Source organism: Oxalobacteraceae bacterium OTU3CAMAD1, assembly GCA_024123915.1.
Classification (GTDB): Bacteria; Pseudomonadota; Gammaproteobacteria; order Burkholderiales; family Burkholderiaceae_D; genus Rugamonas.
Genome location: CP099650.1, coordinates 2,307,011 through 2,328,861 on the forward strand (window position 1 = coordinate 2,307,011; position 21,851 = coordinate 2,328,861).

10 protein-coding genes and 1 riboswitch are annotated in these 21,851 nt (G+C 67.0%); of the genes, 9 read left to right on the forward strand and 1 reads right to left on the reverse strand.

Going from position 1 to position 21,851, the window contains the following annotated elements; all coding sequences use genetic code 11:
* Positions 1-128: 128 nt before the first annotated feature.
* Positions 129-1,064 carry an MBL fold metallo-hydrolase gene (locus NHH88_09915; protein ID USX16073.1) on the reverse strand — a complete coding sequence of 312 codons (936 nt, stop codon included), beginning with the start codon at positions 1,062-1,064 and terminating at the stop codon, positions 129-131.
* A 246-nt stretch (positions 1,065-1,310) separates the two neighbouring features.
* Between NHH88_09915 and NHH88_09920 the strand changes: the two genes are divergently transcribed.
* The 9 genes from NHH88_09920 to NHH88_09960 all read left to right on the forward strand — a co-directional run bounded on the left by NHH88_09920 (position 1,311) and on the right by NHH88_09960 (position 21,850).
* On the forward strand, positions 1,311-2,939 hold the full coding sequence (locus NHH88_09920) for a GAF domain-containing protein (GenBank protein USX16074.1): 1,629 nt from the start codon (positions 1,311-1,313) through the stop codon (positions 2,937-2,939).
* 72 nt (positions 2,940-3,011) lie between these two features.
* Positions 3,012-5,222, forward strand: coding sequence for an adenylate/guanylate cyclase domain-containing protein (locus NHH88_09925; GenBank protein USX17309.1), 2,211 nt, complete (start codon positions 3,012-3,014; stop codon positions 5,220-5,222).
* A gap of 256 nt (positions 5,223-5,478) precedes the next feature.
* Entirely contained in the window at positions 5,479-11,688 is a 6,210-nt protein-coding gene (locus NHH88_09930; GenBank protein USX16075.1) for a YDG domain-containing protein, read from the forward strand.
* A gap of 167 nt (positions 11,689-11,855) precedes the next feature.
* Complete coding sequence (locus NHH88_09935; protein ID USX16076.1) at positions 11,856-13,451, forward strand: BamA/TamA family outer membrane protein; 1,596 nt, start codon at positions 11,856-11,858, stop codon at positions 13,449-13,451.
* Positions 13,452-13,469: 18 nt separating this feature from the next.
* Positions 13,470-17,363: a filamentous hemagglutinin N-terminal domain-containing protein gene (locus tag NHH88_09940; GenBank protein ID USX16077.1), complete on the forward strand. Its 3,894-nt coding sequence runs from the start codon at positions 13,470-13,472 to the stop codon at positions 17,361-17,363.
* A 34-nt stretch (positions 17,364-17,397) separates the two neighbouring features.
* Positions 17,398-18,213, forward strand: a complete 816-nt coding sequence (locus tag NHH88_09945) for a FecR family protein (GenBank protein ID USX16078.1) — start codon at positions 17,398-17,400, stop codon at positions 18,211-18,213.
* Between the two features lie 81 nt (positions 18,214-18,294).
* Complete coding sequence (locus tag NHH88_09950) at positions 18,295-20,538, forward strand: heavy metal translocating P-type ATPase (GenBank protein ID USX17310.1); 2,244 nt, start codon at positions 18,295-18,297, stop codon at positions 20,536-20,538.
* The gene (gene cueR / locus NHH88_09955) at positions 20,535-20,927 is read left to right on the forward strand and encodes a Cu(I)-responsive transcriptional regulator (protein USX16079.1); all 393 of its coding nucleotides are present in this window, start codon (positions 20,535-20,537) and stop codon (positions 20,925-20,927) included. Before NHH88_09950 ends, cueR begins: the two co-directional genes overlap by 4 nt.
* Before the next feature lie 41 nt (positions 20,928-20,968).
* Positions 20,969-21,189, forward strand: a riboswitch (cobalamin riboswitch).
* A 64-nt stretch (positions 21,190-21,253) separates the two neighbouring features.
* Positions 21,254-21,850 (forward strand): MotA/TolQ/ExbB proton channel family protein, encoded by a 597-nt coding sequence (locus tag NHH88_09960; protein ID USX16080.1) that lies wholly within the window; start codon positions 21,254-21,256, stop codon positions 21,848-21,850.
* Position 21,851 lies beyond the last annotated feature (1 nt).

Genomic DNA, 21,851 nt, shown 5'->3' on the forward strand with positions numbered 1-21,851 from the left:
GTCATAAGGAACAGCGCCGGACCACGGAGACAGCGTAACCTCGGAGACACGTAGGGCGGATTAGCGCAGCGTAATCGGCCATGCATGCGCCGCCGACGGCACGGCCATGGCCGATTACGGCGTGCCGCCTAATCCGCCCTACGTGTTTCCTCGCTTTCGCCGGTGCGATTGCCCAACTCGATTTCCATTCCCTCGTACGCCAGCACCACCTTCAGCCCGCCGAGCAGCGACGCGTGGCGCGCCATCACGTCGGCGAACACCGCCTCCAGCTCGTCGTCGCCACGGGTCGGCTCGTGGTGGGTGCAATACAAGGTGCCAGCGCCGGTGCGCAGCGCCAGCGCCAACGCCGAGTCGAAGGTGCCATGTCCCCACCCGCGCTTGGCGGGATACTCCTCCCGCGTATACGAACAATCGACGATCAGCGCGTCGACGCCCATCGCCATGGCGTCGATGGCGGCGCTGCGTTCGCGCATCCAGCGCTCGTAGGCCGCGTGCTCCGGGTGGCCGGCCTCGTGGATATTGTAAAAAGGCTCGTGGTCGCCGGTGAAAAACAGCGACTTGCCGTTGCAATCGATGCGATACCCCAGGTCGGTCACCGGATGGTTCATCACCACGTTGTTGACGGTGGCGTCGCCCACCTGGATCGCCTCGCCCACCGTCAGCGTGTGATACTCGATGGTGGCGTCCATCTGCGTTTCGCTGACGGGGAAATAGCTATTTTGCAACTGCACACCCATCACGTGCTCAATGCCGTTGCCGGTGACCGGGTCGGTGACCCCGTGCAGGCGCACCCGGCTGTCGCGTACGAACAGCGGCGTAAAGAACGGCAGCCCGTGGATATGGTCCCAATGGCTGTGCGTGATAAAAATGTTGGCGTGGATGGGGACGGTTTTGTTTTGAATCAAGGATTGCGCGAGCGAGAACAGGCCGGTGCCGCCGTCGATGATAATCAAGGTGTCGTCATCGGTGCGCACTTCGATGCAGGTGGTGTTGCCGCCGTAGCGCGCGGTGCGCGGCCCCGGCGAGGGGATGGAGCCGCGTACTCCCCAAAATCTGAATTTCATGCTCTATCCCTAGTGATTTTTTTGTAATTTTCGCCGGTGCCGGTTGTTTTTTTCCAGCCTTGCCACCAACGGCCGATGATAGCTTTTTTTTCCCGCGCGGGGGCGAAACAGAACAATAAACTGAACTGCGAAATGGCGATTCTCCCGCACGATACAGTTCCCCATGTACAACAGCTTGCACTACGGATACACTCGACACTGCGTTGATGCCAGTCACTTTCCCTAAACGGTAACAAAAAAACAATCATGCCAGAGTTGAATCAAACGCAGATTGCCCAGCGTCTCGACCAGTTGACGGAACTCAGCGTTGAGCTGGGCGGCACGCACGACACCGACTCCTTGCTGGAGCGGATACTGGTCGTCGCCAAGAGCATGACCAACGCCGACGGCGGCACCCTGTACCGGCCCAGCGCGGACAAGCGCTCGCTCGACTTCAATATCCTGTGGAACGACACCCTGGGCATGCGTCAGGGCGGCGCCAACGGCGAGCCGGTCACGGCGCCGTCGATTCCGCTGTACGAGGCCGGCGGCGAGCGCAACCTGTCGTCGGTGGCGGCGTACGCGGCCCATTTCGGCCAGTCGGTCAACATCGAGGACGTCTACAAGGCCGACGTCTTCAACTTCTCCGGCATGGTCGCATTCGACCGCCAGCGCCACTACCACTCGCAATCGTTCCTGACGGTGCCGATGAGCGACCACGAAGGCGAACTGGTCGGCGTGCTGCAATTGATCAACGCCATCGACGCCGAGACCGGCGCCATCCGCGCCTTCTCGTCCACCGACCAGCGCTTCATCGAGGCGCTGGCCGCGCAGGCGGCCGTGGCGCTGACGCACCAGCGCCTGATCCGCCAGCTCGAGGAACTGCTCGAATCGCTGGTCAACCTGATCAACATCGGCATCGATGAGAAGTCGCCCTACACCGGGCGCCATTGCCAGTTCGTGCCGGAGCTGACGATGATGCTGGCCGAGGCGGTGCATGCCACCGAGACCGGCCCGATGGCCGGCTTCCGCATGACCGACGCCGACCGCAAGGAACTGTGGCTGGCCGGCCTGCTGCACGATTGCGGCAAGATCACCACCCCGGTGCACGTGGTCGACAAGGCCACCAAGCTCGAGACCATCAGCGACCGCATCCACACCATCGACACCCGCTTCGAGGTGCTGCTGCGCGACGCCGAAATCGCCGCGCTCAAGCAGAAGCTGGCCGCCGGCGGCGACCCCGTCCGGCTGGCCGCGATCGACGCCGAGCTGGCGCGCCGCCAGGCCGACCTGCGCGAGGAGCGCGACTTCATCCGCTTCGCCAACGTCGGCGCCGAGGCCATGTCGGTCGAGCACCAGCAGCGCGTGCGCGGCATCGCCGCGCGCCGCTGGACCGGCCCGGACGGCGACGAGCGCGACTTTCTCGACGCCGACGAGGTGACGAACCTGACCATCCGCTTCGGCACCCTGACCGAGGCCGAGCGCAAGATCATCAACAACCACATCGTGGTGACGATCCGCATGCTCGAGGCGCTGCCGTGGCCCAAGCACCTCAAGAACGTGCCGGAATACGCCGGCGGCCACCACGAGCGCATGGACGGCAGGGGCTATCCGCGCGGCCTGACCGGCGACCAGATGTCGGTGCAGGCGCGGCTGATGGCCATCGCCGACATCTTCGAGGCGCTCACGGCCCAGGACCGTCCGTACAAGAAGGGCAAGATGCTGTCGGAATCGCTGCGCATCCTCGGCCAGTTCTCGCTCAACGGCCACATCGATCCGGACCTGTTCGACATTTTCATCCGCAGCAAGATCTATCTGGAATTCGCCCGCAAGAACATGGACGAGAAGCAGATCGACGTGATCGACGAATCGCGGATTCCCGGCTATACGCCGTAAGGAGCGACCTTGCCACCCTGGCGCCGTTGGGCCCGAACGCTGCTCAAATCCGGCCCGCGCTGGCTGTTGGGCATGCTCGTCACCGCGCTCGGCGCGGCCTATGCGCTGGGTTTCTACGACAACGGCACCGTCGCCCGCCTCGACAGCCTGATCGCCGGCGAGCGCATGAAGCTGCAGGCGCCGGTGCTCGATCCGCGCATCGTCATCGTCGACATCGACGGCAAGGCGCTGAGCGAATTCGGCCGCTTCCCGTGGAGCCGCGACATCCAGGCGCGGCTTGTCTCCCAACTGACCCGCCACTACCGGGTGGGCGCGGTCGGCTACGATATCTCCTTTCCCGAGCCGGACACCAGTTCCGGCTACGGCGTGCTGGAGCGGTTGTCGGCCGGCGAACTGAAGGACGTGCCGGCGCTGCGCGAACGGCTCGAACAACTGCGCCCGGCGATGGACTACGACGGCCTGTTCGCCGCCGCGCTGCAAGGGCAGCCGGTGGTGCTCGGCTTTAACCTGTCGCCGGACCAGGTCAAGGGTGCGCTGCCGGCGCCGCTGTTCAGCGAACAGGATTTGAACGGCCGCGAACTGCTGGCTTATTCGGCCGACGGCTACGAGGCCAACGTGGCGCCGCTGGCGCGCGCGGCCGCCGGCGCCGGCAGCTTCTCGGTGGTCACCGATCCGGACGGCATCGTCCGCACCGCCGGCCTGATCCAGCAGGTCGGCGCCGATTACTACCCGTCGCTGTCGCTGGCCACGGCCGGCGTGTACCTGAAGGCGCGCGCCATCAAACCCTATCTCGACCGCTCGGTCGACCGCATGTCGCAAAGCCAGCAGGACAGCGGCGGCTACGATTTCCTGTCGCTGTTCCTGCCCGGCGGCCAGCGCCTGATCCCGGTGGGCGAGGCGATGACAACGGTGATCCAGTTCCGCGGCAACGGCGGCCCGCGCGGCGGCGCCTTCCGCTACGTGTCGGCGGCCGACGTGCTGACCGGGCGCGCCCCGGCCGCGGTGCTCAAGGGCGCGGTGGTGCTGATCGGCACCACAGCGCCGGGCCTGGTCGACCTGCGCGCCACGCCCGTCAACCCCGAGTTCCCCGGTGTCGAGATCCACGCCAACATCATCAAGTCCATCCTCGACGACAATTTCAAGGCGCGTCCGGACACCGCGATCGCCGTCGAGGCCGGGCTGATCCTGCTGGCCGGCCTGTTGCTGACGTTCGCGCTGCCAGCGCTGGCGCCGCTGCAGGCCATCCTGCTGGGCGCGGCGGCGCTGGGCGCCAGCGTCGCCTTCAACTACTACCTGTACAGCGAGCGCGACCTGCTGTTCCACCTGGCGATGCAGCTGATCGTCATCGCCGCCATCTTCGTGTTCAACGTCGCCTGGGGTTATTTTTTCGAGGTGCGCAAGGGCAGGGCGCTGGTGTCGCGCTTCGGCGAATACGTCGCCCCCGAGCTGGTGGCCGAGATGGCCGCCAATCCCGAGCAATACCATATGGACGGCGAAAGCCGCGAGCTGACGGTGCTGTTCGTCGACGTGCGCGGCTTCACCACCATCTCCGAGGGGCTGACGCCGAAGGCGCTGCGCGAATACATCAACCTGTACCTGACGGCGATGTCGGAGGACATCCGCGACAGCCACCGGGGCACGCTCGATAAATACATCGGCGACGCCGTCATGGCGTTCTGGGGCGCGCCGGTGGCCTTCGCCGACCACGCCAGCCGCGCCGTCGCCACCTCGCTGCTGATGCAGGCCAGCGCGCAACGCCTCAACGACGACTTCCTCGCGCGCGGCTGGCCGCCACTGAAGATCGGCATCGGCCTGAACACCGGCCTGATGCACGTGGGCGACATGGGGTCCAAGATCCGCCGCGCCTACACCGTCATGGGCGACGCGGTCAACCTCGGCGCCCGGCTCGAGGGCATCACCAAGGTCTACGGCGTCGGCATCGCCGTCGGCGCGGCCACGCGCGCGGCGGCGCCGGAATTCGCCTACCGCGAGCTGGACCTGGTGCGGGTCAAGGGCAAGCGCGAGCCGGTGGCCATCTTCGAGCCGCTGGCGCCGGCAAGCGCGCTTGACGCGGCGACCGCCGAAGGGCTGGCACGCTGGCACGAGGCGCTGGCCGCCGTGCGGGCGCAACAGTGGGATAGAGCCATGTCAATAATTGCCCAATTGCATGACTTATCCCCGGACGACCGCCTGTATTCCTTATACACTGAACGCATTGCCTACTACCGGGCCCATCCGCCGGGCGACGACTGGGACGGCGTCACGACGTTCGACACCAAATAGTGCTTAATCTCGTGCTGAATATGCAATTGTGATCGTTTGGAATGTTGAGCGCGGCGCGCCACAGAAAGCGGGAAATACATGCTTATTTGCAAAAAAAAGCTGGCGCCAGCCCTGAATACGACTAAACTTCAAGTAATATTTGTTTCCCGTTGGATATATCTCAACGGGCTCCGCATGCCCCGCCCATAGCATACCCGCCCATGGCGCCGTCACCGGCGCGGTGAGCCGACGACCAGCCCCGATAGAGGATGTCTTCATGACCGCAGATCTTGATTGCCAACGCCAACTCTCCCACGCTGGCGCGCCGCTGCGGCGCAAGCTTCTGTTCGTACTGGTGGCCGCCTGCTACGGCGGCGCTGTTCAGGTCCACGCCGCCCCTGTCAATCCGACCGTGGTGGCGGGCCAGGCCAGCTTCAATTTCCAGGGCAAGACGTATTCGATCACCAATACGCCCAACGCCATCATCAACTGGCAGGGCTTCTCGCTTGGCGCCGACGAAGTGGCGCGCTTCATCCAGCAGAGCGCCGACAGTAAGGTCCTGAACCGCATCACCGGCCAGGACCCCAGCCGCATCCTCGGCTCGCTGCAGTCGAACGGCAAGGTGTTCCTGATTAACCCCAACGGCGTGCTGTTCGGCGCCGGCTCGCGGGTCGACGTCAACGGTCTGGTCGCGTCCAGCCTGGCGATCTCCAACGCCGATTTCCTGGCCGGTAAAAACAACTTCGCCGGCGCCGCCGACGCGGGCAAGGTCGTCAACCAGGGCACGCTGGCCACGCCCAATGGCGGGCAGATTTTCCTGATCGCGCCGGCGGTGGAAAACAGCGGCATCATCTCGTCCCCGAATGGCGACGTGGTGCTGGCGGCGGGCCACAGCGTGCAGTTGTTCGACTCACGCGATCCCAACGTGCAGGTGGTGGTGTCGTCGCCGGCCGACCAGGCGCTCAACCTGGGCAGCATCGTCGCCGAGGGCGGACGCGTCGGCGTCTACGGCGCGCTGGTCAACCAGCGCGGCACGATCAACGCCGACAGCGCCGTCATGGGCGCCAACGGCAAGATCATCCTCAAATCCAGCCGCACCACCTTGCTGGAGGCCGGCAGCAGCACCAGCGCGCGCGGCACGGCCGATGGCAACCTCAACACCGGCGGCGACATCGTGCTGCTGGGCGCGCAGGTCGGCCTGACCGGCAACGCCGTGGTGGACGCCAGCGGCGGCGCCGGCGGCGGCACGGTGCTGGTCGGCGGCGATTATCAGGGAAAAAATGCGGCGTTGCCGAACGCGCAGCAGACCTTTGTTGGCAAGGACAGCGTGATCAAGGCCGACGCCACCGGTCTGGGCGACGGCGGCAAGGTCATCGTCTGGAGCGACCGGGCGACGCGGGTGTTCGGCGCCATTTCCGCGCGCGGCGGCGCGGCCGGCGGCAACGGCGGCTTCGTCGAAACGTCCGGCCATTATCTGGATATGCAAGGCAGGGTCGACACGCGCGCGCCGCTGGGCGCGACCGGCACCTTGCTGCTGGACCCGAGCGATATCTACATCGCCAGCGACAGCGGCACCGCCACGGCCGCCGGCATGACGGCCGGCGCCACGCCGCCGAACAACAACGGCGTGTTCCTGGAAACGATCGCCGTGGCCGATTCGCTGCTGCTGACCAGTACCTTGCAGAACGCGCTAGCGACCACGGATGTCACCGTCACCACCGACAACAGCGCCGGCACCGGCAGCGGCAAGATCAGCGTGCTCAGCCCTGTTAGCTGGCTCTCCACCCACAGCCTGACCCTGAACGCCAACGCCGGCATCGAATTGAAGGCGTCGATCGACGGCGCCAACGCGCCGCTGCATCTGAACGCGGGCGGCGCCATCGTCCAGACCACCAGCCCCATCGACGGCCTGCGCGCGGCCAGCCTGAACGCCCTGGCCGCCGGCAATATCGTCCTGGATAACACCGGCAACACGATCACCGGCGTGAGCAGGCTGGCTTCCACCGGCGGCAGCGCGTCGTTGACGGCCGACAGCGTCAATCTCGGTCTCAGTTCGGTGGCGAGCACCGGCACCTTGTCGGTGACGGCGGCTGGCGGCGACATCACACTCGGGGAGCAGCTGACGATTGCCGGCGGCCTGAACCTGAACGCCGCGAACAATATCAGCGCGCCGAACGCCGTTACCGTCGGCGGCATCTTCACGCTCGGTGGCGGCAGTTGGTCGCAGACCGGCGCCTTGCCCCACTTTTCAGCGGCCGATTTCCGGCTGGAGGGCGGCAGCTTCGTGCGCGCGACCGCGGGCAACGGCAGCGCGGCCACGCCGTATCTGATCGACGACATCTACGGATTGCAAGGCGCCGGCGGCCTGCCGGCGTCCACATGGTTCAGCCTGAACAAGGACATCGACGCCAGCGGCACCGTCGGCTGGAACGCGGGCCAGGGCTTCGCGCCGCTCGCCAACACCGATTATCCGTATGCCGGCACGTTCAACGGCAACGGCTACAAGATCAACGACCTGGCCATCGATCGCGCCGGCTCCAACAACGTCGGCCTGTTTGCGCTTTTGGGCGGCGGCACCATCAAAAATCTGAACCTGAGCGATGGCGCGGTGCGCGGCAACGCCAACGTCGGCGGCGTGGTCGGCAGCGCGGTCGCCGGCGCCGGCGGCATCATCGACAACGTCAAGTCGTCCGCCGGCGTCACCGGCGTGTCCAACGTGGGCGGCGTGGTGGGCGACAACGGCGCGGCGATCAGCAACGCCAGCGCCGGCGGCGTCGTCACCGGCCTGGCCGGCCCTCATGCCGCCAATATCGGCGGCCTGGCCGGGCGCAACCTGGGCAGCATCAGCGCCACGTCCGCCAGCGGCGCTGTCAATTCGACCGGCTTCGGCTATGTGGGCGGGCTGGTCGGCAGCAACGCCAACGACGGCGCCCATGTCGGCGCCATCACCACCTCCCGCGCCAGCGGCAACGTGACCTCGACCGGCGAGATCGTCGGCGGCCTGGTGGGCGATAACAACGGCGGCGTCATCAGCATCGCCTACGCCACCGGCGACGTCCAGGGCGGACGCAACGTCGGCGGCCTTGCGGGGCGCAACAACATCCTCAACGGGACCGGCGGCACCATCGCCAACGTCTACGCCAGCGGCGACGTCAGCGGCAATCTGCTGGACGTCAACCTGAACCACGCCAACATGGGCGGGCTGATAGGCGAACTTTTCTCCGGCACGGTCGGCAACAGCTACAGCGGCGGCGCCGTCGACGGCCAACTGTTTTCCGGCGGCGTCAGCGCCATGGTCGGGACGTTGGGCACCGGCACCATCAGCAACGGCTACTTCAACGCCGATGCCGCCGGCAGCGCGTACGACATCGCCGGCACGGGGCTGACCGACAAGCAGAGCCAGCAGCAGTCGAGCTACGCCGGCTTCGACTTTTCCACCGTCTGGCGCAACTATGACGGCCATACCGCGCCGCTGCTGAAAAGCTTCCTGACGTCGAAGACGATCGCCGTCAGCGGCGGCGGCAACGGCGTCACCAAGACCTACGACGGCGCGTCGGCCGCGTTCACCGGCAGCGCCACCGGCGTGGTCGCGGGCATCAACGGCACCCTCGGTTACGACGGCGCCGTCAATGTCGGCACCTACGAGGTCGGCGGCCTGTGGTCGACCCAATACGACATCACCTACACCGGCACCGGCGCGCGCCTGGTCATCCAGCCACGCACGGTCACGGCCACCGTCACCGGCACCAAGATCTATGACGGGGTCGCCTACATGGAGCAACCGGCGACCTACACCTTCGGCAATCTGGTGGGCGGCGACACCTTGGGCGTCTCCGGGCTGGTCAGCTTCAGCGACAAGAACGCCGGCGCCGGCAAGGCGATGAGCGTGGCCAACGCCACCCTCACCAACAATGACTTCGGCAATTACGTTCTGGGCGGCGCCGTCGGCGGCAGCGGCAGCATCACCAGGGCGTCGCTGGCGCTGTCGGGCTTGAGCGCCGTGTCGCGCCAGTACGACGGCACCACCGTGGCCCAGCTCGGCGGCAGCGCGTCGGTGGCCGGTTTCAATGGCGACGACGTGGCGCTGGCCGGCATGGTCGGCGGGACCGCGACCTTCAGCAACAAGAACGTCGGCACCGGCAAGCTGGTCACGGTCGCCACCGGCGGCCTGAGCTTGACCGGGGCCGACGCCGCCAACTATGTGCTGGCCTCGCCGTCGGATTTGAGCGCCGACATCACGCCGGCCACGCTGACCGTGACCGGCCTGACGGCCAACCACCGGATCTACAACCTCGACTACGACAGCGCGACGGCCACCTATGGCCGCTTGGCCAGCTTGAGCAACGGCACGCTGGGCGGCGTCATCGGCAACGACAAGGTCGCCATCGGCGGCGCCAGCGCCAGCTTCGCCGACAAGAACGTCGGCACGGCCAAGAGCGTGACCGTCCGCGGCATCGCCTTGAGCGGCGCCGACAGCGGCAACTATGTCGTGGGCAATCTGCCGACCGGGCTGACGGCCGATATCACGCCGGCCGCGCTGACGGTGTCGCTGGCGGCGCGCGACTACAACAACAGCGCCGCCGCCACGCTGACCGGGGCAACATTGACCGGGGTGCTGAGCACCGCCGGCGGATCGGCCGACGCCGTCTCGCTGGCGGCCAACGGCGCCACCGCGACCTACGCCGACAAGAACGCCGGCGTCGACAAGGTGGTCACCTTGGGCGGCGGTGCCGGCTTGTCCGGCGCCGACGCCGGCAACTACACCCTGGCGGCCGCCAAGGGCACGATCACGCCCCGCGCGCTGGCGACCTGGACGGCGACCGGCGGCGGCTTGTGGAGCGACGCCGCCAACTGGCAGGACGGCGTGGCGCCGTCGGCCGCCAACGTGCTGGCGGCGGTGCTCAACAACGCCGGCGGCATCGTCACCTACGACAGCGGCGCCGGCGCCACCACGCTGACGTCGCTGCGCGCGAACGGGCAGGGCGTGAGCCTGACCGGCGGCGCGCTGACCCTGACCGGCACCGGCGCCGACGCCTCCTACGCCAACGGCGGCGGCCTGATGCTGGGCGGCGGCGCGCTGGCGGTCAACGGCCATATGCAGATCAGCAACCTGGTGTTGAGCGGCGGCGTGCTGTCGGGCACCGGCGCCGCCACCCAACTGGACATCGCCGCGCTGGCGCAGAGCGGCGGGGCCATCGATATCGACGGCACGCTCACTGTGGGCAACGGCGGCGATATCGCCATCGGCAACGCGCGCGCCAAGGCTGGCATCACGCTCAACGCCGCGCAGGGCGGGATCACCCAGACCGGCGCGCTGGTGACCGATAGCCTGCACGCCTTCGCGGCCAACGGCATCGCCTTGACCGACGCCGGCAACCAGGTTGGCGCATTCGAGGCGATCGTCAACGGCGCCGGCAATATCGCGCTCCACAACACCGTGTCCGGCGACGGGCTGGCGCTGGGCGCCATGAGCACCAGCGGCAACATCATCATCGACAACGCCGGCGGCATCCACACCACCGGCGACATCGCCGGCGCCGGCGGCCTGGTGTCGATCACCGCGCACAGCCCGATCACGGTCGATAACGAGATCAGTGCGGCGACCATCCTGCTCGACGCCAGCAGCGATATCATATTGTCCAGGCATTCGGAGTTGAACGCCGGCGCGGCGATCGGCCTGACCGCCGGCCGCAACATCCAGTTGGGCGGCAAGTTGAGGGTTCCGTCGAGCGGCCGCATCGCCGCCACCGCCGCCACCGGCAATATCACGTCGCTGCCCGGCACCACCTTCAACAGCGGTGGCGGACCGGTGACCTTGACCACCTTGCAAGGCTCGATCGACGTGCGTTCCAGCACATTCATCGGCCAGACCACGGCCACGCTGAACGACGGCGCCGCCGACGCGGCCGCCAAAGCTGCCGCCGATGCCGCCGCCAAGGCTGCAGCCGACGCGGCAGCCAAAGCCGCCGCTGAAGCCGCCGCCAAAGCGGCAGCAGACGCCGCCGCCAAGGCCGCGGCTGAAGCGGCCGCAGATGCCGCCGCCAAGGCCGCCGCCGAAGCCGCAGCCAAAGCCGCCGCCGAAGCCGCCGCCCAGGCTGCGGCCGACGCGGCAGCCAAAGCAGCGGCCGAAGCGGCCGCTAAAGCGGCCGCCGATGCCGCCGCCCAGGCCGCAGCCGACGCGGCAGCCAAAGCAGCGGCGGACGCCGCCGCCAAGGCCGCCGCCGAAGCCGCCGCCGTGGTGGTGGCGACGCAGGGACGTCCAAGCGAACCGGTAGGGCAGGCCCTCAACGCCACGGTCAATGTGATCAATTCCGCCACGGCGACCGCCTCCCAGCTCGGCGTGGCCGGGCGGAGCGAGGCCAAACCGCCGGAAGCCCAGAACGGCGGCACCGCGCCCGACAAGGAGAAGGCGCTTGCCGCCGGTGACGGCGGCACCGCAACAGCCGGCGAGAAGATAGGCGTGGCAAAGAAAACATATTGCAATTAGGTCGGCCCGAAATCCAACACCCGTGACGGTGATTTAACAGTTGATACTTGCAATCGGGCATCATTCTTATGCTGAACATGTTAACATCGGAGTGTGACTGAATCAGGAAGTGTCGAACAATTAACATTTCCCGCAACTGACAGCGACAAAAATTCGAAGAGCCGACAATGACCGATAGTTTCCCCCGCCTGCTAGCGAGCGCCATCCTTGCCTTGACCGTGTCAACGGCCTGGGCGGGGGAGCCCGCGAGCGACAGCGCCGCGATTCGTTTCGATATTTCCCGTTTCGATGTCCAGGGCAATACGCTGCTGCCACAGGGACGGATCGAACAGTTGCTGGCGCCGTTCACGGGGAAAACGCGCGACTTCGGCGATATCCAGCGCGCGCTCGAGGCGCTGGAGGGGGCCTACCACGCGCAGGGCTACAACGTCGTCACCGTTCAACTGCCCGAGCAGGAACTGAACCGTGGCGTGGTGCTGCTGCGCGTGGTGGAAACCAAAGTCGGCCGCGTCAGCGTCAAGAACAATCAGTACTTCGACGAAGCCAACATCCGCCGCGCCTTGCCCGCGCTGCAGGAAGGCCGCACGCCGAACCTGAAGGCCGTGTCGGCCAACCTCAAGCAAGGCAACGAGAATCCGTCCAAGCAGGTCACGCTCAAGCTGCAGGGCGGCGAAAAGGACGATGAAGTCGACGCCGTGCTGGAGGTCAAGGACCAGCGCGTCTGGAAGGCGATGGCCAACGCCGACAACACCGGCACCGAGCAGACCGGCAAGACCCACCTGGGCTTCATCCTGCAAAACGCCAACCTGTTCGGCCTCGACCACGTGGCCTCGCTGCAGTACACCACCTCGGCCGAGGAACCGGGCCGGGTCAAGGTCTACGGCGCCGGCTACCATATCCCGCTGTACGCGCTGGGCGACTCGCTGGACTTTTTCGCCAGCTATTCCAACGTCGATTCCGGCACCGTGTCGGCCGGCCTGTTCAACCTGGCCGTCAGCGGCCGGGGCGCCGTCTACGGCGCGCGCTACAACCAGTCGCTGGCCAAGCGCGGCGAATACGACTCCCACCTGACCTACGGCGTCGACGTCAAGGCGTTCAAGAACAACGTCGAATTGGTGGGCCAGCAGTTGGGCAACCTCGGCAACGACGTCACCGTGCATCCGCTCAGTATCGCCTACACCGGCAGCCTGCCGCTGAAATCGGGCGAGATCGGCGGCCAGCTCACCCTGCTGCGCAATATCTCCGGCGGCTCCAAGGGCGGCCAGGGCGACTTCACGCTGGCGCGCAGCGGCGCCAGGGCCGACTACACCGTGCTGCGCCTGGGCGGCAGCGTGACGCAGGCGCTGGCCAACGACTGGCAACTGCGCGCCATCGCCAACGGCCAATACACGCGCGACGCGCTGATCCCGGGCGAGCAGTTCGGCGCCGGCGGCGCCACCTCGGTGCGCGGCTTCACCGAACGCGAAATCTCCAACGACAGCGGCGTCGCCGTCAACCTGGAGGCTTACACGCCCAACCTGTGCGGCCGCCAGGCCTGGAACTGCCGCCTGCTCGGCTTCTTCGACAACGCCTACATCAAGCGCAACCATGCGCTGCCGGGCGAACTGGAAAGCACCTCCATCGGCAGCGCCGGCGTGGGCCTGCGCCTGCTGCTGTCGACCTACGTCAACCTGCAACTCGACTATGGTCACGTGCTGCGCGCCGGCGCCACCGGCCGCGCCGACGCCAACCGCCTGCACCTGCGTTTGGGTTTGGCTTACTGAACACCTGAAAAGACCGCTATGAACAGCCACCGCACCCACTCCAGCCGTATCGGCCGCCAGCCGCCGTCCGCGAAGCTGCGCCGCAAGGCACTGGCCGTGCTGGTGGCGGCCGCCTTCGGCACGGCCCAGGCCAATCCGGTGGCGCCGACCGTGGTGCATGGCGCGGCCACTTTCAACCAGCAGGGCAACCTGTATTCGATCACCAACACGCCCAACACCATCATCGACTGGCGCAGTTTTTCAGTGAACGCGGGCGAGGTCACCCGCTTCATCCAGCAAAGCGCCGACAGCAAGGTCCTGAACCGCATCACCGGCCAGGACCCGAGCCGCATCCTGGGCTCGCTGCAGTCGAACGGCAAGGTGTTCCTGATCAATCCCAACGGCGTGCTGTTCGGCGCCGGCTCGCGGGTCGACGTCAACGGTCTGGTGGCCTCCAGCCTGGCGATCTCCAACGCCGATTTCCTGGCCGGTAAGAACAATTTCGCCGGCGCCGCCAACGCGGGCAAGGTCGTCAACCAGGGCACGCTCACCACTCCCGACGGCGGACAGATTTTCCTGATCGCTCCGGCGGTGGAAAACAGCGGCGTCATCTCGTCGCCAAACGGCGACGTGGTGCTGGCGGCGGGCCACAGCGTGCAATTGTTCGATTCCAGCGATCCCAACGTGCAGGTGGTGGTGTCGGCGCCGGCCGACCAGGCGCTCAACCTTGGTAGCATCGTCGCCCGGGGCGGCCGCGTGGGCGTCTACGGCGCGCTGGTCAACCAGCGCGGCGCGATCAACGCCGACAGCGCCGTGCGCGGCGAACGCGGCCAGATCGTCCTGAAGGCGGCCGGCACCACCATGCTGGAGGCGGGCAGCGTCACCAGCGCGCGCGGCGGCGATCTTGACGGCAATCTCAACACCGGCGGCGATATCCGCTTGCTGGGCGCGCGGGTCGGCCTGACCGGCAACGCCGTGGTCGATGCCGGTGGCGCGGCCGGTGGCGGCTCTGTGCTGGTCGGTGGCGGCTACCAAGGTAAAGGTGACGGCAACACTTCGGCGCTGCCGAACGCGCAGCAAACCTTCGTCGGGCGGGATGTAACGATCGGCGCCGACGCCGGCGTCAGCGGCGACGGCGGCAAGGTCGTCGTGTGGAGCGACGAGGCGACCCGCATGCACGGCGCCTTGTCGGCGCGCGGCGGCGCGCGGGGCGGCAATGGCGGCCTGATAGAAACCTCCGGCCACTATCTGGATGTGGCCGGCGCGCGCGTGGACGCCGGCGCCACGGCCGGCCAGGGCGGCAAGAACGGCACCTGGCTGCTCGATCCCTACGACATCGTCGTCATCAAGGACTCCAATATCCAGACTCCGCTGTCCGACGTGGCGGAGTTCGGCCAAGCCGCCAGCGGCGTGACCCAGGTTGACTCCGGTGCGTTGAGTGGCGCCACCGCCAACGTGGTGCTGCAGGCGCGCCACGACATCACCTTCGGCGCGGCGATCCACAATGCCAACAGCGGCGTCAGCCTGACGGCGCAGGCGGGCAACAACATCAACGTCAACGCCGTGCTGGCGATGACCGGCGACATCCGGCTGACGGCCAACGACGAGGGCGCCGGCCCGGCCAGCGGCCGCGGCGCCGTGACGATCGCCTCGCTGGGCGCCACCACCACGCTCAATAGCCGTGGCCATGCGGTTTCGCTGGCCGGCAGCGCCGTCAACGTCAACGGCAAGGTCGATGCCGGCGCCACCGGCAACCTGGCGGTCGAGGCGACCAATGTGACGCTGGGAACCAGCGCTACGCTGACCGGCGGCGATATCGGTATCAAGGCCAATACCCTGACACTGGGCGGCGGCGCGCGCATCAGCGGCCAGGGCAGCGGCGCCAAGGTGCTGATCACGTCGGTCGGCGACGTCAACGTCGGCACCGGCGCGGATCGCATCGCCAGCGATGTTCCTGGCAGTGCGATGGCCGTAAGCGAAGACACGCTCAAGAAAATAGACAACGCCGACGTCACCATCGCCAGTGCCAGCGCCAATGGTGTGGTCGCGGTGACCGGGTCGCTCGACTTGACGGGCTCGAGCGGCTACGTCCGCAACCTGACGCTGGGCACGGGCCGCACCGGCAACGTGCTGATCGACGCCGCCACCCGGGTCAACGGCGCGCTGACGTTGAACGCGCTGGAGGTCAACGTCAACGCGGCGACCACCGCCGATACGGTGGCGATCGCGGCCAACGTGCTGGACCTGAACGCCAACGTCACGGCCAACGTGGCCAGCGTCCGTCCGGCCGCCGGCGGCTATCATATCGAATTGGGCGGCAGCTCCTGCGTCAACACGATCAACTGCCTGTTGGTCAAGGATATCCGCTATCTGAAGGCGCCGACCGTGGTGATCGGCAGCCAGGATGCGGCGCACGACGTGGCTGGCATTGCCGTCGCGGGAATCGCCACCAGCGGCGCCCTGGCGGCGCAGCGGGACCCCGCCACCACCAGCATAGCTCTGTTGAGCAACGGCGGCGCCATCACACAAACCGGCGCCATCAACGTGGAGAACCTGGCCGTCGCCAACGCCGGCGACATCACGCTGAACAACGCGGGCAATCGGGTGGTCAACCTGGCGGTGTCGCAGCAGGGAGCCGGCAATGATTTTGAGTTCAAGAACACCTTCAGCACGGCCATCGCCACCTTGGCCGGTGGTGACCTGTACCGGATCAGCGGCATCGATACCGATGGCAACGTGACGCTGGACGTCGCCGGCGCCATCACCACGGCCGGCGGCATCAATGGCACTCCCATCACCGCCAACCATCTGACGATGACCGCCACCGGCGGCATCGGCTCGACCACGGCGCCGTTGCTGACCAAGGTTTCGCAACTGTCCGCGGTCAACCGGGCCGGCGGCGGCAGCACGGCGGCGATCAATATCGCCAATGTCAACAATACCGCGCATGCGGAGGCCTTGACGGTGACGAAGGCGCAGCAGCTACCCGCCCTCGGCGGCAACAATGGCGCGATTACCATCGATAACACTGGCGCCATGCTGATCGCCGCCGCGCCGTCTCCGTCGCCGGGCAACGGCTTGTATGGCGTTTGGACCGACACCGGCGCCATCACCCTGCAAACCCATAGCCCGTTGACGATCGACGGCATGATCGGCTCCTTCTCCGGCGATATCAGCCTGGCGGCGGGCGACAGCTATGATCCGAGTAACACGATGACCTTCAGCGACGCGGCCAGCGTGACCTCGACCGGCGGTACGGTGACGATAACGGCAACCAGTTTCGCCCTTGGCGGTAGCACGATCGCCGGCTCGAATAACAGCTACACGCAAATTACGCATACGCCGCCTACGCCGACGCCAACGCCTACACCTACGCCTACACCTACGCCAACGCCAACGCCAACGCCAACGCCGACGCCGACGCCTACGCCTACGCCGACACCAACGCCGACACCAACGCCAACGCCGACACCTACGCCGACACCGACACCGACACCGACTCCAACGCCAACGCCAACGCCGACACCGACACCTACGCCGACACCTACGCCAACGCCGACGCCGACGCCGACGCCGACGCCGACGCCGACGCCGACGCCGACCCCAACGCCGACACCTACGCCAACGCCGACACCTACGCCAACGCCAACGCCAACGCCAGTGTCAGCGGATATCTGCACCATCGCGCCGAACTCCGCGCTGTGCCAGGTATTGTCGCCGCCCAGCGCGAGCGAGCCGGTCAAGCCGGTGCTGCTGGCCAGCACAGAAGTCATCAAGACGGTCACGCGCGGCGAGCCGGTCCCGCCACTTGGGGCCGGGAATAAAACCGACGAACCATTGTCGAGCGAACCGAAGTCGCAAAGCAGCAGCACCACCACCACCGAAAACACCGGAAACCAAAATGTCCCTGCTAAGAAAACCTACTGCAACTAGGCATGTTGCAACCAAGAGCCTGCTCCAGGGTCTGATGCTGCTGGTGCTCTGCGGCGTGGTCAGCGCCGGTTGGGCGGCACAGGTGGCCGGCACCATCACCCAGCTCAGCGGCCCCTTGCTCGCCAAGAAGGCCGATGGCGCGGTGCGCGTGCTGTCGCTGCGCTCGGAAGTGGAGAGCGGCGACACCTTGATGACGGAAAGGAACACCTACGCGCTGGTCAAGTTCGTCGACAACAGCGAGATCACGCTCAAGCCGGGGACCACGTTCAAGGTCGAGAACTTCGCCTTCGACGCCGGCAAGCCCGACGGCGACCAAGCCTCGTTCAGCCTGGTCAAAGGGGGACTGCGCTCGGTCACGGGCCTGCTGGGCAAGCGCAACAAGGAAAAATTCTCGATGAAGACGCCGAGCGCCACCATCGGCATACGCGGCACCACGTTCATCGCCGACCTGGTCGAGCCGTCGGCCGAAGACGCCGCCGAAGCGGTGGCCGCGCGCGAGGCGTATTTGATGGCCAGCACGGCGTCGCTGGACGCGCTGGCGGCGCCGCTGAAGCCGCTGATGCTGGCGCAGGGGCCGACGTCGCCGCCACGATCGAGCACCGCGATGCCGCCGGGCTTGTATGTCAGTGTTCTCGACGGCATGATCAATGTGAGCAACACCGGCGGTGCGCTGAACTTCAGCGCCGGCCAGTTCGGCTACACGCGCAGCAACATGGTGCCGCCGGTGGTGGTGCCGAGCAACCCGGGGCTGAAGTTCGCCCCACCGCCCACCTTCACCAGCAGCACGACGACATCGGGCCCGGGCGGGAGCGCCCCCAAAGCGGCGGCGGTTGACTGCGAAGTCCGCTGATTCAGCGCCAAAAAACGCTTGACCTTCCAATCGTGGGATACTTGAAGCTATCGGCATTCGCTGTTACTTCGAGTTCCCATGATGAGCACTATCACTGAAAAAACCGTCTCGCAATCGATCAAGATCGAGGGCATGAGCTGCGCGTCCTGCGTTGGACGCGTGGAGCGCGTGCTCGCCGCCGTCGATGGCGTCAAACAGGTCAGCGTCAACCTGGCCACTGAAATGGCGCGCGTCGAGTCGGCGCTGCCGATCGATTTCGATGTGCTGCAACAGGCGATCGACAAGGCCGGCTACCAGGCCAAGCCCGCGCCGGCGCCTTTCGCTCCCGCCACCCCGGCGGTGGTCGCCCCCGGCGCCAGCGGGGATGCGGTACTGCTGGCGGCGCTGCTGTCGCTGCCGTTGATGTTGCCGATGCTGCTAGAACTGGCCGGCGTCCACTGGATGCTCGACGGCCGCATTCAAATTCTGCTGGCAACCCCTGTGCAGTTCTGGCTCGGCGCGCGCTTCTACCGGGCCGGCTGGCTGGCCGCCCGCGCCCGCAGCGGCAATATGGATTTGCTGGTCGCGATCGGCACCAGCGCCGCTTATGGCTTGAGCGTCTACCAACTGCTGACCGCTACCTCGGCCATGCCGCATCTGTATTTCGAGGCCTCCGCCGTGGTCATCACCCTGGTATTGCTGGGTAAATGGCTGGAGGCGCGCGCGAAGCGGCAGACCACGTCCGCGATCCGCGCGCTGCAGGTGCTGCGGCCGGAATCGGCGCGCGTGCGTCGCGGCGACCAGGATGTCGAGGTTCCGATCGCGCAGGTGCTGCCCGGCGAGATGGTGGTTGTCCGTCCGGGCGAGCGCATCGCCGTCGACGGCGTGGTGGCCGAAGGCGCCAGCCACGTGGACGAAGCGCTGATCACCGGCGAAAGCCTGCCCGTGGCGCGTCATGCCGGCGACCGCGTGACCGGTGGCGCGATCAATGGCGAAGGCATGCTGCTGGTGCGCGTGACGGCGGTCGGCGCCGAGAGCACGCTGGCGCGCATCATCCGCCTGGTGGAGGACGCGCAGGCCGCCAAGGCACCGGTGCAGCATCTGGTGGACCGCGTCAGCGCGGTGTTCGTGCCGGTGGTGCTGGTATTGGCGCTGCTGACTTTAGTGGGCTGGTGGCTCGTGTCCGGCGATGGCGAGACCGCCATCATCAACGCGGTGGCGGTGCTGGTGATCGCCTGTCCGTGCGCGCTGGGATTGGCGACGCCGGCCGCCATCATGGCCGGCACCGGCGTGGCCGCGCGCCACGGCATCCTGATCAAGGATGCGGAGGCGCTGGAGCTGGCGCATCGCATCACCACCGTGGCCTTCGATAAAACCGGCACGCTGACCGAAGGCAAACCGTCGCTGGCGGTGTGCGAGCCGGCGACCGGCGTCATCGATGAGGCGCGACTGCTGCAACTGGCGGCGGCGGTGCAACGGGGCAGCGAGCACGCGCTCGCCCGCGCGGTACAGCAAGCCGCAGGGGAAGAATCTGCCGGCGCGCTTTTCGTCCCCACCGCCGCCGCCGACATCACCGCCTTGCCCGGACGCGGCGTCGCCGCGACGGTCGACGGCATGCGGCTGATCCTCGGCAGCACGCGCTTGATGACGGAGCAGGGCGTCGCGCTGACCGCGCTGGCGGCGCGCGCCGCCGAACTGGAAGGGCAAGGATTGACCGTCTCGTGGCTCGCCGAACAGTCGCCGCAACCGGTGCGCTTACTGGGTTTGCTGGCCTTCGGCGATCGTATCAAACCGAACGCCCGCGCCGCGATTGAAGCGCTGCACGCGCTCAATATCGAGACCGTGCTGCTGACCGGGGACAATCAGGGCAGCGCCGATCACGTCGGCGCGGCGCTTGGCGTCCGCAGGGTGGTCGCCAACATGCTGCCGGCCGATAAAGCCGCCGCCATCGGCGCCATGAAGCAGCCTGATAAATGCATCGCGATGGTCGGCGACGGCATCAACGACGCGCCGGCGCTGGCCGCCGCCGATGTCGGCATCGCCATGTCCAGCGGCACCGACGTCGCCATGCACGCCGCCGGCATCACGCTGATGCGCGGCGACCCGGCGTTGGTGGCCGCCGCCATCTCGATCTCGCGCCGCAGCTACAGCAAGATCCGCCAGAACCTGTTCTGGGCGTTTGTCTATAACCTGGTCGGCATTCCGCTGGCCGCCTTCGGCCTGCTCAACCCCATGGTCGCCGGCGCCGCGATGGCGCTCAGCTCCGTCAGCGTGATCAGCAACGCGCTGCTGCTGCGCCGCTGGAAGCCCGACGCGCAACCCGTAAGTGAAGGAGGGAAGGTATGAACATCGGACAAGCGGCCAGCGCCTCCGGCGTTTCGGCCAAGATGATTCGCTACTACGAGAGCATCGCGCTGATTCCACCTGGGCGGCGCAGCGAATCGGGCTACCGCATCTATAGCGAGAACGACCTGCACGCGCTGCGCTTCGTCAAGCGGGCGCGCACGCTGGGCTTCTCGCTGGACCAGATCCGCGACCTGCTGTCGCTGTGGCAGAACAAGGAACGCGCCAGCGCCGACGTGAAAAGAATCGCCCTCGGCCACGTCGCCGAGCTAAACCAACGCATCGGGGAGCTGACCGAAATGCGCGACACGCTGCAAACGCTGGCGCGCTGCTGTAAGGGCAACGACAGGCCGGATTGCCCCATTCTTCAAAGCCTCGCCGATCCCAGGTAGCCCGGAGACCCGGCGTATCTGTCCGGGCGCGCCGGAACCACGTATAATCGCCAGGTTTTGGTGCCCGCGCGTCCGTCTGGATGCGCAGTTAAACGGGAAACATGGCGCTGGCCCAGCCAGCCAACATGTGCTGCCCCCGCAACGGTAAACAAGCGTCGTCGCCGACGACTATCCGCCTCGCTACACCACTGTGCTTTTGCATGGGAAGGTCAGGTGGATTTGCTTGCGAGCCCGGATACCGGCCAAAGAGGTGGAAGCGCCCAGGCGCTTCCTTTCAAGCCGCTCACGGGGAGGTGAGTGGCTTGCTTCTGTCGCTGGATCATTCAATGCCTAACCTGCCTGCCGACGCGGCCATCCGCTCGATCGAGACGCTGCTGTACTCCATTTCCAACGTGTTGTATCTGCCCGTGCTGCTAGGGATCGCGGCGCTGACCTTGTACATGCTGGTGTGCTTCGGCACTTTCGGCGCCGAATGGATCGAGCGCCGGCGCGGCGTGCGCATGCTGGTGGCCACCGCCCGCCACGACATGGCGGCCGTGCTGACGGCGCAGGAGGGCGAGCCGGGACTCGACGCGCGCCTCGAGCGCGTGGTGCAGCGCACCGACGCCGCCGGCGTGCGCCGGCTGGACGGCGTGCGCTTCGTAGTGCGGGTCGGCCCTGCGCTCGGTCTGATGGGCACCCTGATCCCGATGGGTATCTCGCTCGCCGGTCTGGCGCAGGGCAATTTACCGAAGATGGCCGAATCGATGACGACCGCCTTCACCGCCACCGTGGTCGGCCTGGCGTGCAGCGTGTGCGCCTATGTTCTGAGCCTGGTGCGCGAGCACTGGCTGCGCAGCGACCTGACCGACATCGCCTATGCCGCCGAAACCATGCTGGCGACCCACGGGCACAAGCCGCACCTGATGCGCGTGGAGGCCTGAT

What these genes read in the sequence shown, in the direction of transcription:
- NHH88_09915 (USX16073.1), bottom strand. Translation starts at nt 1,064, where the DNA reads ATGAAATTCAGATTTTGGGGAGTACGCGGCTCCATCCCCTCGCCGGGG.
- NHH88_09920 (USX16074.1), top strand. Translation starts at nt 1,311, where the DNA reads ATGCCAGAGTTGAATCAAACGCAGATTGCCCAGCGTCTCGACCAGTTG.
- NHH88_09925 (USX17309.1), top strand. Translation starts at nt 3,012, where the DNA reads ATGCTCGTCACCGCGCTCGGCGCGGCCTATGCGCTGGGTTTCTACGAC.
- NHH88_09930 (USX16075.1), top strand. Translation starts at nt 5,479, where the DNA reads ATGACCGCAGATCTTGATTGCCAACGCCAACTCTCCCACGCTGGCGCG.
- NHH88_09935 (USX16076.1), top strand. Translation starts at nt 11,856, where the DNA reads ATGACCGATAGTTTCCCCCGCCTGCTAGCGAGCGCCATCCTTGCCTTG.
- NHH88_09940 (USX16077.1), top strand. Translation starts at nt 13,470, where the DNA reads ATGAACAGCCACCGCACCCACTCCAGCCGTATCGGCCGCCAGCCGCCG.
- NHH88_09945 (USX16078.1), top strand. Translation starts at nt 17,398, where the DNA reads ATGCTGCTGGTGCTCTGCGGCGTGGTCAGCGCCGGTTGGGCGGCACAG.
- NHH88_09950 (USX17310.1), top strand. Translation starts at nt 18,295, where the DNA reads ATGAGCACTATCACTGAAAAAACCGTCTCGCAATCGATCAAGATCGAG.
- cueR (USX16079.1), top strand. Translation starts at nt 20,535, where the DNA reads ATGAACATCGGACAAGCGGCCAGCGCCTCCGGCGTTTCGGCCAAGATG.
- NHH88_09960 (USX16080.1), top strand. Translation starts at nt 21,254, where the DNA reads ATGCCTAACCTGCCTGCCGACGCGGCCATCCGCTCGATCGAGACGCTG.